The sequence below is a fragment of the Herbaspirillum seropedicae genome, assembly GCF_001040945.1.
GTDB classification, from domain to species: Bacteria; Pseudomonadota; Gammaproteobacteria; order Burkholderiales; family Burkholderiaceae_D; genus Herbaspirillum; species Herbaspirillum seropedicae.
In genome coordinates this window covers 4,395,548-4,409,816 of record NZ_CP011930.1, presented here as the reverse complement: position 1 = coordinate 4,409,816, position 14,269 = coordinate 4,395,548, and the positions used below count along the sequence as shown (strand labels likewise).

General features: G+C 62.5%; 17 protein-coding genes. 13 read left to right on the top strand and 4 right to left on the bottom strand.

The window, feature by feature from the left end; all coding sequences use genetic code 11:
- Positions 1 to 3: 3 nt before the first annotated feature.
- The 4 genes from ACP92_RS19195 (at position 4) to coq7 (ending at position 3,488) form a co-directional block, all read left to right on the top strand.
- Positions 4 to 699 (top strand): amino acid ABC transporter permease, encoded by a 696-nt coding sequence (locus tag ACP92_RS19195; RefSeq protein WP_013235793.1) that lies wholly within the window; start codon positions 4 to 6, stop codon positions 697 to 699.
- A gap of 83 nt (positions 700 to 782) precedes the next feature.
- Entirely contained in the window at positions 783 to 1,511 is a 729-nt protein-coding gene (locus ACP92_RS19190) for an amino acid ABC transporter ATP-binding protein (RefSeq protein ID WP_013235792.1), read from the top strand.
- 230 nt (positions 1,512 to 1,741) lie between these two features.
- Positions 1,742 to 2,776, top strand: a complete 1,035-nt coding sequence (gene pyrC, locus ACP92_RS19185; protein ID WP_013235791.1) for a dihydroorotase — start codon at positions 1,742 to 1,744, stop codon at positions 2,774 to 2,776.
- An 85-nt stretch (positions 2,777 to 2,861) separates the two neighbouring features.
- Positions 2,862 to 3,488 carry a 2-polyprenyl-3-methyl-6-methoxy-1,4-benzoquinone monooxygenase gene (gene coq7 / locus ACP92_RS19180; protein ID WP_013235790.1) on the top strand — a complete coding sequence of 209 codons (627 nt, stop codon included), beginning with the start codon at positions 2,862 to 2,864 and terminating at the stop codon, positions 3,486 to 3,488.
- A gap of 64 nt (positions 3,489 to 3,552) precedes the next feature.
- Here coq7 and ACP92_RS19175 read toward each other — a convergent pair whose 3' ends face one another.
- Positions 3,553 to 4,011, bottom strand: a complete 459-nt coding sequence (locus tag ACP92_RS19175; protein WP_013235789.1) for an OsmC family protein — start codon at positions 4,009 to 4,011, stop codon at positions 3,553 to 3,555.
- A gap of 310 nt (positions 4,012 to 4,321) precedes the next feature.
- Positions 4,322 to 4,645 (bottom strand): hypothetical protein, encoded by a 324-nt coding sequence (locus tag ACP92_RS24720; protein ID WP_156181811.1) that lies wholly within the window; start codon positions 4,643 to 4,645, stop codon positions 4,322 to 4,324.
- Between ACP92_RS24720 and rplM the strand changes: the two genes are divergently transcribed.
- The 6 genes from rplM (at position 4,644) to erpA (ending at position 8,345) form a co-directional block, all read left to right on the top strand.
- Complete coding sequence (gene rplM, locus ACP92_RS19170; RefSeq protein WP_013235788.1) at positions 4,644 to 5,072, top strand: 50S ribosomal protein L13; 429 nt, start codon at positions 4,644 to 4,646, stop codon at positions 5,070 to 5,072. The genes ACP92_RS24720 and rplM overlap by 2 nt on opposite strands.
- Before the next feature lie 9 nt (positions 5,073 to 5,081).
- The gene (gene rpsI, locus ACP92_RS19165; protein WP_006461968.1) at positions 5,082 to 5,474 is read left to right on the top strand and encodes a 30S ribosomal protein S9; all 393 of its coding nucleotides are present in this window, start codon (positions 5,082 to 5,084) and stop codon (positions 5,472 to 5,474) included.
- A 257-nt stretch (positions 5,475 to 5,731) separates the two neighbouring features.
- The gene (argC, locus tag ACP92_RS19160) at positions 5,732 to 6,769 is read left to right on the top strand and encodes an N-acetyl-gamma-glutamyl-phosphate reductase (RefSeq protein ID WP_013235787.1); all 1,038 of its coding nucleotides are present in this window, start codon (positions 5,732 to 5,734) and stop codon (positions 6,767 to 6,769) included.
- Between the two features lie 23 nt (positions 6,770 to 6,792).
- A complete protein-coding gene (locus ACP92_RS19155) occupies positions 6,793 to 7,503 on the top strand; it encodes a DUF6776 family protein (protein WP_013235786.1) in 711 nt (236 codons plus the stop codon).
- 9 nt (positions 7,504 to 7,512) lie between these two features.
- Entirely contained in the window at positions 7,513 to 7,908 is a 396-nt protein-coding gene (locus ACP92_RS19150; RefSeq protein WP_013235785.1) for a bactofilin family protein, read from the top strand.
- 71 nt (positions 7,909 to 7,979) lie between these two features.
- Positions 7,980 to 8,345: an iron-sulfur cluster insertion protein ErpA gene (gene erpA, locus ACP92_RS19145; RefSeq protein WP_008331898.1), complete on the top strand. Its 366-nt coding sequence runs from the start codon at positions 7,980 to 7,982 to the stop codon at positions 8,343 to 8,345.
- A gap of 117 nt (positions 8,346 to 8,462) precedes the next feature.
- Here erpA and hemL read toward each other — a convergent pair whose 3' ends face one another.
- Both hemL and thiD read right to left on the bottom strand, forming a co-directional pair.
- Positions 8,463 to 9,746 (bottom strand): glutamate-1-semialdehyde 2,1-aminomutase, encoded by a 1,284-nt coding sequence (gene hemL / locus ACP92_RS19140; RefSeq protein WP_013235784.1) that lies wholly within the window; start codon positions 9,744 to 9,746, stop codon positions 8,463 to 8,465.
- A gap of 30 nt (positions 9,747 to 9,776) precedes the next feature.
- Positions 9,777 to 10,625: a bifunctional hydroxymethylpyrimidine kinase/phosphomethylpyrimidine kinase gene (gene thiD, locus ACP92_RS19135; protein ID WP_013235783.1), complete on the bottom strand. Its 849-nt coding sequence runs from the start codon at positions 10,623 to 10,625 to the stop codon at positions 9,777 to 9,779.
- A gap of 95 nt (positions 10,626 to 10,720) precedes the next feature.
- Here thiD and ACP92_RS19130 point away from each other — a divergent pair, with 95 nt between their 5' ends.
- From ACP92_RS19130 to ACP92_RS19120, 3 genes are all read left to right on the top strand, one after another.
- A complete protein-coding gene (locus ACP92_RS19130) occupies positions 10,721 to 10,873 on the top strand; it encodes a rubredoxin (RefSeq protein ID WP_034311797.1) in 153 nt (50 codons plus the stop codon).
- A 480-nt stretch (positions 10,874 to 11,353) separates the two neighbouring features.
- Positions 11,354 to 11,938 carry a chemotaxis protein CheW gene (locus ACP92_RS19125; protein ID WP_013235781.1) on the top strand — a complete coding sequence of 195 codons (585 nt, stop codon included), beginning with the start codon at positions 11,354 to 11,356 and terminating at the stop codon, positions 11,936 to 11,938.
- An 86-nt stretch (positions 11,939 to 12,024) separates the two neighbouring features.
- Positions 12,025 to 14,232, top strand: coding sequence for a methyl-accepting chemotaxis protein (locus ACP92_RS19120; RefSeq protein ID WP_041311201.1), 2,208 nt, complete (start codon positions 12,025 to 12,027; stop codon positions 14,230 to 14,232).
- Positions 14,233 to 14,269 lie beyond the last annotated feature (37 nt).

The window sequence follows — 14,269 nt, the reverse complement described above, 5'->3', positions numbered from 1 at the left end:
TCCATGTTCAGCAATTTCGATTTCGACGTCATCCAGCGTTCCTGGTTCTACCTGTTCACGACCGGCCTGAAGTTCACGCTGATCCTGACCTTCTCGGCCATGGCCGGCGGCATCATCCTGGGTACGCTCTTGGCGATGATGCGCCTGTCGTCCAACAAGCCGCTGTCCTTCATCGCCACGACCTACGTCAACCTGATCCGCTCCATTCCGCTGGTGCTGGTGATCTTCTGGTTCTACTTCCTGGTGCCCTTCATCGGCGCCTGGATGATTGGCGCCTCCGAGCCTATCCAGGTCGGTGCGTTCCAGTCGGCCCTGATCACCTTCATCCTGTTTGAAGCCGCGTATTACTGCGAGATCATGCGTTCGGGCATCCAGTCCATCCCGCGAGGCCAGGTGTTCGCCGGCTATGCGATCGGCATGAACTACTGGCAAATGATGGGCAACGTGGTGCTGCCGCAGGCCTTCCGCAACATGACCCCGATCCTCTTGACGCAGACCATCGTGCTGTTCCAGGACGTCTCGCTGGTCTACGTGCTGGGTTCGGTGCCGGACTTCGTGACCAGCGCCTCCAAGATCGCCCAGCGTGATGGCCGCCTGGTGGAAATGTACCTGTTCGTGGCCGTGGTCTACTTCGTGCTCAGCTTCGGTCTGTCGACCCTGGTCAAGCGCTTCCAGAAGAAGATCGCCATCATCCGCTAATGCCTTTGACGGCCGCCGCCCGTGCGCTAATGCGACAGGCTGGCGGCCAGTGAATCCAGAATTCAGAAATCCAGGAGAATCAAATGATCGAACTCAACAATGTCAGCAAGTGGTACGGCAGCTTCCAGGTCCTGACCGACTGCTCGACCTCCGTCAAGAAGGGCGACGTGGTGGTGGTGTGCGGCCCGTCCGGTTCCGGCAAGTCCACGCTGATCAAGACCGTCAACGGCCTGGAGCCGTTCCAGAAAGGCACCATCACCGTCGATGGCGTCTCGGTGGGCGACCCCAAGACCAACCTGTCCAAGCTGCGCGCGCGCATCGGCATGGTGTTCCAGAACTTCGAGCTGTTCCCGCACCTCTCGATCCGCGAGAACCTGACCATCGGCCAGATCAAGGTGCTGGGCCGCTCCAAGGAAGAGGCCACCGAAAAGGGCCTGAAGTACCTGGACCGCGTGGGCCTCTTGGCGCACAAGGACAAGTTCCCTGGCCAGCTCTCCGGCGGCCAGCAGCAGCGTGTGGCCATTGCCCGTGCACTGTCGATGGACCCGATCGCCATGCTGTTCGACGAACCGACCTCGGCGCTGGACCCGGAAATGATCAATGAAGTGCTCGACGTCATGGTCGGCCTGGCCCAGGAAGGCATGACCATGATGGTCGTGACCCACGAAATGGGCTTTGCCCGCAAGGTCGCCAACCGCGTGGTCTTCATGGACAAGGGCGTGGTCGTCGAGGATTGCGCCAAGGACGAGTTCTTCGCCCAGCCGCGTTCGGAACGCGCACGCGACTTCCTGGCCAAGATCATCACGCACTGATCGCGCCAGCCTGTCCTGCAGCAAGGGCCGCTCCGGCAACGGGGCGGCCCTTGTCGTTTGGGCTATATCAAAAGCGGGCAGGGCGGGCGCGCCGGGGTGCTTGACGGCTACGGTAGAATGTCGATCCTGAAGACATCGCGGCTGGCTCTCCACAGCCCGCATCCGCCGGGATGCCTCGCCTGATCCGTCATCCTCGGACCGACACCCACACCAAGACCGAAAGATCCGCAATGAGCAACGTACTGACCATCACCCGCCCGGACGACTGGCACCTGCACCTGCGCGACGGCGCCACCATGCAGGACGTGTTGCCGCACACCGCCCGCCAGTTCGCCCGCGCCATCGTCATGCCCAACCTGAAGCCGCCGGTGACCACCACCGCCCAGGCTGGCGCCTACCGCGAGCGCATCCTGGCCGCGCTGCCGCAAGGCATGTCCTTCGAGCCGCTGATGGTGCTGTACCTGACCGACAATACCCCTCCCGATGAGATCCGCCGCGCCAAGGAAAGCGGCTTCGTCAAGGCGGTCAAGCTCTATCCGGCCGGCGCCACCACCAATTCGGATGCCGGCGTGACCGACCTCTCCAAGTGCTACAAGACCCTGGAAGTGCTGCAGGAAGTAGGCATGCCCTTCCTGGTCCACGGCGAAGTCACCGATCCCGAGATCGACCTGTTCGACCGCGAGGCCGTCTTCATCGAGCGCATCATGAAGCCGCTGCGCCAGGCCATGCCGGAACTGAAGGTGGTGTTCGAGCACATCACCACCAAGGAAGCGGCCGACTACGTGCTGGCCGGCGAAGGGCCCACCGCCGCCACGATCACGGCGCACCACCTGCTGTTCAACCGCAACGAGATCTTCAAGGGCGGCATCCGTCCGCACTATTACTGCCTGCCCGTGTTGAAGCGCGAGACCCACCGCAAGGCGCTGGTGGCCGCGGCCACCTCGGGGAATAACAAGTTCTTCCTCGGCACTGATTCGGCCCCGCACGCCAAGGGCGCCAAGGAACACGCCTGTGGCTGCGCCGGCTGCTATACCGCGCTGCATGCCCTGGAGCTGTACGCGCAAGCCTTCGACAGCGCGGGTGCGCTGGACAAGTTCGAAGCCTTCGCCAGCTTCAACGGCCCGGACTTCTACGACCTGCCGCGCAATACCGGCACCGTCACCTTGAAGCGCGAGACCTGGTCCATCCCGGCTGAACTGCCCATGGGCGAGGCAACCGTGGTGCCGCTGTCGGCCGGTGAACAGATGAACTGGAAGATGGTCTGAGCGCATAGGCGCATCGACCCTGTTCCTCCGTCCCCGGCGGCGAGCTGGCCGGGATGTCCTCAATAGCAAGAGAAAGGCGAGCTGTATGCAATTCGTCGATGAACTGATTAGCGATTTCGACAAGGCCCTGCGCGTGATCAACGGCGTGGTGTTCGAGAGTCGTCCCAATCCGGGACGCGGTCTGCCGGATGGTGTCATGAGCGAGGCCGAGAAGCGCCACGCGGCCGGGCTGATGCGGGTCAACAATGTCGGCGAGGTGTGCGCCCAGGCGCTGTACGACGCCCAGGGGCGTTTTGCGCAGAAGGCCGAGATCAAGAACGCCTTTGCCCGCGCCGGCATCGAGGAAGAGGATCACCTGGCCTGGACCGCCGAGCGCCTGCGCGAGCTGGGTTCGCACACCAGCCTGCTCAATCCGCTGTGGTATGGCGGCGCCTATGTGCTGGGCAGCATTGCCGCCCGTCTGGGTGATGCGCGCAACCTGGGCTTCGTCTCCGAGACCGAGCGCCAGGTCGAGCATCACCTCATGGGCCATCTGGACAAGCTGCCGGCGCAGGACAACCGCTCCCGCGCCATCGTCGACCAGATGCGCATCGACGAGATCGAGCACGGCCAGGCTGCGCGCGACCTGGGTGCAGCCGAGATGCCGGCGCCGGTCAAGGGCTTGATGAAGGCCATGGCCAAGGTCATGACCACGGTGGCTTACCGCATCTGAGGCAGGGCCTGGCGGGACATGAAAAAAGCGGCCTCGGCCGCTTTTTTCGTGAGCGCTGCGCCGCTTACTGTTGTTGCGCGGCTGCCGAGGAGGTGTCGGTGAGGTCGTCGATGATCTCGAAGGAGTGCGTCATCTCGGCAGTCTTCTCCAGCATGATCGAGGCCGAGCAATACTTGTCATGGGACAGCTTGATGGCGCGCTCCACCACGTTGGGCTTGAGATTGCGGCCCCGCACAGTGAAGTGGAAGTGGATCTTGGTGAAGACCTTGGGGTCGGTATCGGCGCGTTCGGACTTGAGGGTCACGTCGCAGCCGCGTACGTCCTGGCCGCTCTTGCGCAGGATCACCACGACGTCATAGGCGGTGCAGCCGCCCGTGCCGGCCAGCACCACTTCCATCGGACGCGGCGCCAGGTTGCGGCCGCCGCCGTCGGGTGCGCCATCCATGGTCAACAGGTGGCCCGAGCCCGTTTCAGCTGTGAAGGTCATGCCGGACAAGCCGGTCCAGCGCACTGTGCATTCCATCTGTATCGTCCCAATCGGTTGAGTGAAGGCCGGTATTGTAGCTTTGGATCGGCCGGGGCGCAGCGGCGGCTGGGGCGAGGAGGGTGGGCTGAGATTGGATGGCAATTTTTGCGCCGCAGAAAAATTGTCGGTTAGACATTCATTTTCTGCTGTGTTTTCATCAGCCCAGCTCTCTGTAACCCAAATGTGACGCCGCTTTCAGACAGTTACAATTTAGAGGCCACAATCTTATTGCAACGCACAAAGCGCTTTGCTATATTCAATTCAACGGAAGTTTTTGCAGCACGTAACGATGTCTCCTCCACCCTCCTCAATGGTGTGGATTAAACCCGGAACCACAGTGTCCGGGTTTTTTTTGTCCATTTTTCGGCTTCCTGGTGTTGAAATTGTCCAGCAGGAAACGAAAAGCTCGAAGCAATCGGCCCAGGCGCACCGTTCCCGCCACAAATCCCGCGAAACCTTTTGACGCTAAGTCCTTGAAAAGGCTATACTTGCGGGCTTTCCCATGCGCTCGGGAAGATAAAAGGATGAGTCCGCGAAGCGAAACACCAAGGACAGCAGGCATCCGCCGGCTGGCCCGCATGAGCGGAACCGCCATTTGAGCGTTTATACATTGATAGAGAAAGTCAAACATGAAGACCTTTTCCGCTAAAGCCCATGAGGTTCAGCGCGAGTGGTTCGTGATTGACGCGACGGACTTGGTCCTCGGACGTGTTGCCAGCGAAGTGGCACTCCGACTGCGCGGCAAGCACAAACCCGAATTCACTCCGCACGTCGATACCGGTGACTTCATCGTCGTCGTCAACGCAGGCAAGCTGCGCGTGACCGGAACCAAGGCCACTGAAAAGACCTATTTCCGCCACAGCGGTTATCCGGGCGGCATCTACGAAACCAACTTCCTGAAGATGCAACAGCGTTTCCCCGGCCGTGCGCTGGAGAAGGCCGTCAAGGGCATGCTGCCCAAGGGTCCGCTGGGCTACGCCATGATCAAGAAGCTGAAGGTCTATGCAGATGGCAACCATCCGCACGCCGCGCAGCAACCGAAACCCCTCGCCCTCTAAGGAACAGACATGATCGGTAACTACAATTACGGAACCGGCCGTCGCAAGAGTGCAGTGGCGCGTGTTTTCATCAAGGCAGGTTCGGGCAACATCATCGTCAATGGCAAGCCCGCCGCTGAGTACTTTTCCCGTGAAACCGGCCTGATGGTGATCCGTCAGCCGCTGGAACTGACCGGCAACGTCGAACGTTTCGACATCAAGGTGAACGTCCACGGTGGCGGCGAATCCGGCCAGGCCGGCGCTGTTCGCCACGGCATCACCCGCGCCCTGATCGACTACGACGCCGGCCTGAAGTCGGCTCTGTCCAACGCAGGCTTCGTCACCCGTGACGCGCGTGAGGTCGAACGTAAGAAGGTTGGTCTGCGCAAGGCACGTCGCGCAAAGCAATTCTCGAAGCGTTAATCGTTTCTTGCATTACGGAAAGCCGTCGGCATCCATGCCGGCGGCTTTTTGCTTTTCTCGCCGCAGTGCTGCCGAGCTTGGCCCGGGGGCAATCGCTGCGATAATTTCCATTTTTTACAGGAATAACTTCCCGGCCGGAAATCAGCGGGAAATATTCTCCTGCTAGAATTGAACGCTTTCCAGCGTGTATTTTGCACGCGCGTCAGGCGCAGGCCGCCACGGCGTATTTTCTTCGCCATTTTTCGCAAGGACCAGACATGATCAAGGTAGGTATCGTTGGCGGAACCGGGTATACCGGCGTCGAATTGCTGCGTATTTTCGCTACCCACCCGGAAGCCCGGGTGCAGGCGGTGACCTCGCGCAAGGAAGACGGCATGCCGGTGGCCGAGATGTATCCGTCCCTGCGTGGCCGTGTGGATGTGGCCTTCTCCTCGCCTGACAAGGCCAGGCTGACCGACTGTGACGTGGTCTTCTTCGCCACCCCGCACGGCGTGGCCATGGCGCAGGCGCCTGAGCTGGTGGCAGCGGGCGTGAAGGTGATCGACCTGGCTGCCGATTTCCGCATGCAGGACGTGGCCGCCTTCGAGAAGTGGTACAAGCTGCCGCACAGCTGCACCGATCTGTTGAAGGAAGCCGCCTACGGCCTGCCCGAACTGAACCGCGAAGCCATCCGCAAGGCGCGCGTGGTGGGCAATCCGGGCTGCTACCCGACCACCATGCAACTGGGCTACGCCCCGCTGCTCAAGGCCGGCGTGATCGACGCCTCGCACCTGATCGCCGACTGCAAGTCGGGCGTCTCCGGGGCGGGCCGCAAGGCCGAGCTGAGCCTGCTGTTCTCGGAAGCTTCTGATAACTTCAAGGCCTACGGCGTTTCCGGCCACCGTCATTCGCCCGAAACCATCGAGCGCCTGTCGCACCTGACCAGCGACAAGGTCGGCCTGCTGTTCACGCCGCACCTGGTGCCGATGATCCGTGGCATGCATTCCACCCTGTACGCGCGCCTGACCAAGGAGATCGACAACGCCGCCCTGCAGGCGCTGTTCGAAGACGCCTACAAGGACGAACCCTTCGTCGACGTGCTGCCCTTCGGCGCGCACCCCGAGACCCGCACCACGCGTGCCTCCAACATGCTGCGCCTGGCCGTGCATCGTCCTGGCGACGGCGATACCGTGGTGGTGCTGGTGGTCCAGGACAATCTGGTCAAGGGCGCTTCCGGCCAGGCCGTGCAGTGCATGAACCTGATGTTCGGGCTGGATGAGACCACTGGCTTGCAGCAAGTCCCGGTTCTGCCGTGAAGTACCGCCTATTGCGTCGGCGCATGACGATCTCGGCGCCGAAGATGACCATCAAGCGGCATCTGCCCTGGCCGCTGATGGCCTTGCTGTGGGCTGTGGTAGTTGCCGTAGGCGCGGCGGCGGCGGTGTGGACCTACCAGCTGGGCCGCAATCACTTGCCCGGCCTGCAACTGCAGGGCGACGCCAGTGAACAGGTCGAGCAGCTGAGTGAGCAGGTCAAAAAGCTCAGTGCCGAAAATGAACGCTTGCAATCGGCCTCCAATGCGTCGCAGAATGAACTGAAGATTGCCCAGTCGGCCCAGGCCCAGCTGGCTACCCAGGTCAAGAACCTGGAAGCCGAGATCAACCGGCAGAAGGAAGATCTGGCCTTCTTTGACAGCCTGCTGCCCACCAACCTGGGTGCGCCTGGTATCACCATCCAGCGCTTCAAGGCCGAGCAGGCAGCCCCCAACCAGCTGCGTTATCGGGTGCTGGTGATGCAGGGGGGCGGCGGTACGCAGCAATTTGCAGGAAACCTACAACTAAGTGTCAATATTGTGCAGGGCGGCAAGAGTGCTATCATCAACTTTCCGGAAAGTAATTCGACCGACCTCGCGCGTTATCGGCTCGCATTCAAGTATTACCAGAGGGTGGAAGGTTTGCTGAATATTCCTGAAGGGGCGTCCATCAAGTCGGTTGCAGTCCGAGTTCTCGACCGAGGCCAGGTACGTGCCCAGCAGTCGGTAGATCTGTGAGGTGATTCCATGTTTACACGCAAGACCAAAAGCACGATCGACAGCCTGATTGGCATGTCAACATCCATCAAGGGCGACGTCGGTTTCAAGGGCGGCCTGCGCATCGATGGCCACATCAACGGCAATATCAACGCCGAGACCGGACAGCCCAGCGTGCTGGTCATTTCCGAGCATGCCAAGGTGGTCGGCCAGGTGCATGCGGCGCACCTGATCGTCAACGGCGAGATCATCGGCGATGTCCATTCCAGCGAACTGCTGGAGCTGCAACCCAAGGCTCGCATTACCGGGAATGTCTATTACAAGGCGCTGGAGATGCATGGCGGCGCGCTGGTGTCGGGCAAGCTCAGTCATGACCAGGCCGAAGAGGCTCCGGTACTGAAGCTGGCTGCATCGTCGGAAGCATGAAAATCCGCAAGGGCTTATAATGACTTTATCGATCCCGTATTGATCCGCCTCAAGCCCAGCAGGAGCCCGAAATGAATGCCGTAGCCGAACTGCAACAAACCGACATGCCCGCCCCGATCAACTTCAGCGACAGCGCAGCCGCCAAGGTGGCCCAGCTGATCGAGGAAGAAGGCAATCCCGACCTGAAACTGCGCGTGTTCGTGCAGGGTGGTGGTTGCTCGGGTTTCCAGTACGGTTTCACCTTCGATGAAATCGTCAACGAAGATGACACCACCATGAGCAAGAACGGCGTCCAGCTGTTGATCGACTCGATGAGCTACCAGTACCTGGTGGGCGCCGAGATCGACTACAAGGACGATCTGGAAGGTGCGCAATTCGTCATCAAGAACCCCAACGCCACGACCACTTGCGGTTGCGGCTCGTCGTTCTCGGTGTAAGCGAGCCAGTTTTGCGGTCCGACGCACGGTTGGGCCAGATGAAGAAAAAGGACGCCATGGCGTCCTTTTTTTTGCCTGCGGCCCAACACGCATGGGCCGCAGCGCTTTTGCTGCAAGTCAGCCCAGCTCGCTGAAGGCGCGTGCTGCGGCAGCGACCGTTTCTTCGATGATGGCGTCGCTGTGCTGCGCCGAGACAAAGCCGGCTTCGAAGGCCGAGGGCGCAAAGTACACGCCAGCGTCCAGCATCTTGTGGAAGAAGCGGTTGAAGCGTTCCTTGTCGCCCTGCATGACCTCGGCGTAGCTGGTCGGCACCTTGGCGTCGAAGTACAGGCCGAACATGCCGCCGATGGCGTCGGCGGCAAACGTCACGCCAGCGGCCTGGGCGGCGGCGGCCAGGCCATCGGCCAGCTTGCGGGTCTGGGTGCTCAGGTTGGTGTAGAAGTCCGGTTGCTGGATGATCTTCAGGGTCGCCATGCCGGCGGCCACGGTGACCGGGTTGCCCGACAGCGTACCGGCCTGGTAAACCCCACCCAGCGGCGCCAGATGCTTCATGACCTCGGCACGGCCGCCAAAGGCCGCCACCGGCAGACCGCCGCCGATGACCTTGCCCAGCGCCGTCAGGTCGGGGACGATGCCATTCAATTCCTGCGCGCCGCCGCGCGCCACGCGGAAGCCCGACATCACTTCATCGAAGATCAGGATGGCGCCGTATTCGGTACACAGGCGGCGCATGGTGCGCAGGAACTCGTCCGAGGCGCGCACCAGGTTCATGTTGCCGGCCACCGGCTCCACGATCACGCAGGCGATCTCGTTGCCGGCGGTCTTGAAGGCTTCTTCCAGTTGCGCGGCGTCGTTGTAGTCCAGCACCAGCGTGTGCTTGGCGAAATCTTCCGGCACACCGGCCGAGGTCGGGTTGCCGAAGGTCAGCAGGCCGCTGCCGGCCTTCACCAGCAGGGAGTCGGCATGGCCGTGGTAGCAGCCTTCGAACTTGATGATCTTGTCGCGCCCGGTCGCGCCGCGGGCCAGGCGCAGTGCGCTCATGGTGGCCTCGGTGCCGGAGGAGACCAGGCGGATCTGCTCGATGGACGGCACCAGCTTGATGATTTCCTCGGCCATCTCGATTTCCGCCTCGGTCGGCGCACCGAACGACAGCCCGCGTGCCGCGGCTTGCTGGACCGCCTGGATCACTTCCGGATGGGCGTGACCGACGATGGCCGGGCCCCAGGAACCGATGTAGTCGATGTAGCGCTTGCCTTCGGCATCCCAGAACCAGGGGCCTTCGGCGCGCTCGATGAAGCGCGGCGTGCCGCCTACCGAACGGAAGGCGCGCACCGGGGAATTGACGCCGCCCGGCGTGCTCTGTTGGGCGCGGGCGAAGAGGGAAGCATTGGTCTTGGTCATGAGCTTGCGGGAAACGGGTCCAGGTTCAGTTCAGTTGAGGGAAGGGGGCGCGTCCAGATCGGTGGGATCTTCGGATTCGCGCGCCCAGAAATAGCGGTCGGGCACCAGCTTGCCCATGCCGATGCGCTGGGCATTGGCCAGCGCGGCGAGCGTGAATTCCTGCGCTTCGGCCGCCGCCAGCGGTACTTCCAGCCCATTGGCCAGCATCGCCGCCATGGCGGCCGACAGCGTCGTGCCCGCGCCCACGAAGGAGCCCGGCAGGCGTTGCCAGGCGTCCTGGCGCACCAGGCCGGACTCGTCGAAGAGGGAATTGGCGATTTCCTGCAGGTCGGTCTGGGTGTTGGTCACCAGCAGGTACTCGCAGCCCATCTCGATGATGCGCATGGCGTCGAGCATGAGCGCATCGCCCGGCACCGGCTCGCGCCAGGTCTCGGCCAGGCGCGCCAGTTCGCCGGCTGACGCCACCATCAGGGTGGCCTGGGGGATGAGCAGCTCGCGGATGGCGATGAGGCGGTCGTCCTCGTCTTCCTGGTTGGCCAGGGCGCTGGTGAAGGGATCCAGGATCAGCGGCACGTCCGGGTAGTCGGAGACGATCTCGGCGATCACCGAGATGTTCTCGATGCTGCCCACGTTGCCGACCTTGAAGGCCGCCACCGCCATGTCTTCCAGGATGACGCGGGCCTGGTCGGCGACCCAGTCCACTTCGACCACCTGCACGTCTTCGACGCGGGCGGTATCACCGATGAGCAGGGACGTGATCACCGACAGCCCATGGCACCCCATGGCGGCATAGGTGGCAAGGTCAGCCTGCACGCCGGTGGCGCCGACCGGGTCGGCAGCGCCGAAGCTCAGAATGAGGGGAGGAGTTTGGTTTTGCACGGCGACTAGATTAAGATAGCTGACTTAGCATTTTACTTGATTGATTTTAGGGATAGTCAGCCGTGACCAATAGCCAAACCGAATTCAAAACCTGGATGTGCCTGATCTGTGGTTGGATCTACGACGAAGAAGCAGGCCTGCCGGACGAAGGTATCGCCCCCGGAACGCGCTGGGACGACGTGCCCATCAACTGGACCTGCCCGGAATGCGGCGCCCGCAAGGAAGACTTCGAGATGGTGGCGATCTGATCGCCTGACCCTGCAGGCCCTGCCGGCGCTGCCTTCGCGGCCCCGGCAGTGGCCCGGAAGTGCCGTCCTCCGTGGTGTCTTCCTGCCTGATGGAACATCACTCCCATCCCCTTTTTTCTTCAGTTATTGAATTTGATTTATATCAAATTTGAAACTCGTCGTTTTTTTTCATCATTTTTGATATTGGCAGGCATCAATCTCTTTGCTGTGTAGCAAAGATGCGGGTGTTTCTGGGTAGAATCTCAGCACGAGCAGCACAAGCTGGGCAGTGCCGGAACACAGACGCGGGGGCGTCTCCGATCCTCTCCCAGCTTGCCCCTATCGACACCGAGGCCTGCATTCCCGGATGAGCCGTATCGCCACGTCGCGATCGCGCCATTCCGGTCGCATACGACGGGCCATGCATCCACAGTCCAAAGAAACACAACGGCCCAGGCCGAGGTGGGGGACTGGTTTGACTTACCGTTCCGAGAGGCGGGCATGCCCCATACCAAGGATTTCGTCATCAACACGCAGGCCGCTGCGTCGTCTCCATCCATGCGGTCCCGCGAAAACCTGCAGAGCTTCCAGGCTTCCCTGATCGAACGCATGCAAGCCTGCGACCATGAGAGCCAGAGCTCGCGCCGTCTGGCCGTGGCCATCGGCGCACAAGCCTGCCTGATCCCCTTGTCGCATACCAGTGAAATCGTTCCCCTGGATGGCCAGTCCCTGACCCCGGTGCCGGCCACGCGGCCGTGGTTCCTCGGCCTGCTCAACCTGCGTGGCAACCTGGTCGGTATTGCCGACCTGGCCGCCCTGTCCGGCGCGCCGGCCCAGTCCACCGGCCCGGGCAGTCACGCCCTGGTGCTGGCGCCGACCCTGGCGGCGCAGTGCGGATTGCTGATTTCTGCGGTGCTGGGTTTGCGCGATATCTCAGAAATGACACCAATCTCGAAAAATGACGATGACCGAATCGAATTGCCGACCGTTAACGGGCGTTATAAAGACAAGGGCGGCACCTGTTGGGATGAACTGGATCTGGCGGCACTGGCAAAGCATGAGGCATTTCTGCAAGTGGGGCGCTAGTGTTGCGCTCTCTGCAAGGCCGCGACCGAACAATGCCAGCATCGTCACCACAGCATCAGGAAATAAGAAGGATTGGAGCACCGGCCATGAAACTGATCTTGCCCACCCGATCGAAAGAGCGGGCTCAGGCCACCTCTCCCAGCGCGTCCAATTCTTCCAACGCCTCTGCCGGGCACGCCCGGATCGAGATCGGGCCGCGCATGCGCCTGCCTTACCTGCACCGCTTCGCGCTGCGCACCCAGACGCGCATCCTGCTGGGCATCCTGGCGCTGTCCTTGGCCGGTCTGTTCCTGTTCCTGTGGCTGGGCTCGCGCCTGTACATCCACGCCACCTTGCAGACCCACATCGCCTCTGACCTGGTGATGCACTCGCAGCGCCTGGGCAAGGCCGTGCCCAACGCCATCCAGGGCAATCCCGAGGCCTTCGTGCAACTGGCCCAAAGCCGGGTCGAGTTCAACCGGGGGCTGTTGCTGCTCACCAGCGGCGGTACTTACCAGGGCAACACCATCGGCCTGCCGGAGCCGGCCATGAAGCCGGCGTTGGAGAGCATCACGCGGCTGTGGCGACGCAGCGACCTGGCCGCCGAGAACATACTCGCGCTGCAAAAGGAACTGACCGGATTTGGCGCCACCCTCAAGCGGCTCAACCAGTTGCTGCCGGTGATGCTGGACCTGAGCGAGCAGATTTCCATGCTGCAGTCGCAAAGCCGTCCCACGCCGCGCGAGATGAACGCGGCCAGCCAGCTGGTGATGCTGACCCTGCGCCTGGGCCGCAGCGCCAACGAATTCCTGACCTCCGAGGGCGTCAATCCGGAGACGGCCTTCATGCTCGGCAAGGACATCACGGCCTTCGGCGACCAGCTGACCAGCCTGCGCGACGGCAATGAGATGCTGCGCCTGCGTCCGGCCAGCGATCCCGACCTGCGCGAAAAACTCGACGAGCTTGAACGCGTCTTCGCCCAATACCAGCCGCAGATTGCCGGCATCCTCGGCCATCTGCAGAACTTCATCGCCGCCAAGCAGGCCGAGCGCCTGGTCTTCGTCGAGAACGAGACCTTGAAGCGCCAGCTCACCGAGCTCCAGGACGACTATCGGATTGCCCTCAAGTCGCGTTCCTGGACCTTCTGGGCCATGCTGGTCACGATGGTCATGGCGCTGTTGAGCGCCATCGGCATCGCCCTGGTGCAATTGCAGAGCAGCCGCAACAACGCCGCCGCCGCCGAGGCCCGCCGCCAGCAGGCGGAACTGCAGCGCCAACTGGCCCAGCAGGAGGAAGAGAAGGCCATGCGCGTCAATCATCTGACCCAGACCGCGATCCTGCGCCTGATGACCGAACTGCAGAAGGTGGCCGACGGCGACCTCACCGTACGCACCACCGTCTCCGACGACGTCACCGGCGCCATTGCCGACTCGGTCAACCACACCGTGGAGGCGCTGCGCGCGCTGGTGGAACAAGTGACCCAGATGGCCTCCAAGGTGTCGCAGAGCTCGGAGCAGGTGCGCGGCACCACCACCGAACTGGGCGCCGCAGCCCGCGCCCAGGCGCGCCGCATCCAGCGCATCGCCCAGGCCATGCTGGAGATGTCGATGCAGATCACCGGCATTTCGGTATCGGCCGACGAATCGGCCGACGTCGCCCGTCACGCGGTGCTGGCTGCGGAACGCGGCGAGCGGGCGGTGGAGAATGCGATCAAGGCCATGAACGGCATCCGTGAACAGATCCAGGAAACCTCGGGCCGCATCACTCGGCTGGGCGAGTCCTCGCAGATGATTGGCGAGATCACCGAACTGATCTCCGACATCACCGAGCGCACCAACGTGCTGGCGCTCAACGCCGCCATCCAGGCAGCCTCCGCCGGCGAGGCCGGACGCGGCTTCTCGGTGGTGGCCGAGGAAGTGCAGCACCTGGCCGAACGCTCCAGCGCCGCCACCCGCGAGATCGGCGCGCTGGTGCGCATGATCCAGGCCGATACCCGCGATGTCGTGGTGGCCATGGACAAGTCCACCACCGGCGTGACCGAAGGCGCCGTGCTCTCGGACGCGGCCGGCAGCGCCCTGGCCGATATCCGCAGCGTCTCCGAGAAGCTTGCCGAGCTCATCCAGGGCATGGCCGGTTCGACCCGCGAACAGGCGGTCTCGGCCAACGGCGTGGCGCAGCAGATTCAGGGCATCCTGACCGAAAATGACATCATCGAGCAAAGCCGGGAGCAGGTATCGGCGCTGTATGAAGAGCTGTGGGCCGCCGCGCGCCAGCTGGAAAATTCGGTGTCGCGCTTCCGCGTGACGGTGTCCTGAACTGCTGTTCTTGTCGATGCACTGCGCTTTGCCCTCC

Bases quoted from the DNA above. Each gene is read 5' to 3' on its own strand.
- ACP92_RS19195 (WP_013235793.1), top strand. From the start codon at position 4: ATGTTCAGCAATTTCGATTTCGACGTCATCCAGCGTTCCTGGTTCTAC.
- ACP92_RS19190 (WP_013235792.1), top strand. From the start codon at position 783: ATGATCGAACTCAACAATGTCAGCAAGTGGTACGGCAGCTTCCAGGTC.
- pyrC (WP_013235791.1), top strand. From the start codon at position 1,742: ATGAGCAACGTACTGACCATCACCCGCCCGGACGACTGGCACCTGCAC.
- coq7 (WP_013235790.1), top strand. From the start codon at position 2,862: ATGCAATTCGTCGATGAACTGATTAGCGATTTCGACAAGGCCCTGCGC.
- ACP92_RS19175 (WP_013235789.1), bottom strand. From the start codon at position 4,011: ATGGAATGCACAGTGCGCTGGACCGGCTTGTCCGGCATGACCTTCACA.
- rplM (WP_013235788.1), top strand. From the start codon at position 4,644: ATGAAGACCTTTTCCGCTAAAGCCCATGAGGTTCAGCGCGAGTGGTTC.
- ACP92_RS24720 (WP_156181811.1), bottom strand. From the start codon at position 4,645: ATGTTTGACTTTCTCTATCAATGTATAAACGCTCAAATGGCGGTTCCG.
- rpsI (WP_006461968.1), top strand. From the start codon at position 5,082: ATGATCGGTAACTACAATTACGGAACCGGCCGTCGCAAGAGTGCAGTG.
- argC (WP_013235787.1), top strand. From the start codon at position 5,732: ATGATCAAGGTAGGTATCGTTGGCGGAACCGGGTATACCGGCGTCGAA.
- ACP92_RS19155 (WP_013235786.1), top strand. From the start codon at position 6,793: ATGACGATCTCGGCGCCGAAGATGACCATCAAGCGGCATCTGCCCTGG.
- ACP92_RS19150 (WP_013235785.1), top strand. From the start codon at position 7,513: ATGTTTACACGCAAGACCAAAAGCACGATCGACAGCCTGATTGGCATG.
- erpA (WP_008331898.1), top strand. From the start codon at position 7,980: ATGAATGCCGTAGCCGAACTGCAACAAACCGACATGCCCGCCCCGATC.
- hemL (WP_013235784.1), bottom strand. From the start codon at position 9,746: ATGACCAAGACCAATGCTTCCCTCTTCGCCCGCGCCCAACAGAGCACG.
- ACP92_RS19130 (WP_034311797.1), top strand. From the start codon at position 10,721: ATGTGCCTGATCTGTGGTTGGATCTACGACGAAGAAGCAGGCCTGCCG.
- ACP92_RS19125 (WP_013235781.1), top strand. From the start codon at position 11,354: ATGCCCCATACCAAGGATTTCGTCATCAACACGCAGGCCGCTGCGTCG.
- ACP92_RS19120 (WP_041311201.1), top strand. From the start codon at position 12,025: ATGAAACTGATCTTGCCCACCCGATCGAAAGAGCGGGCTCAGGCCACC.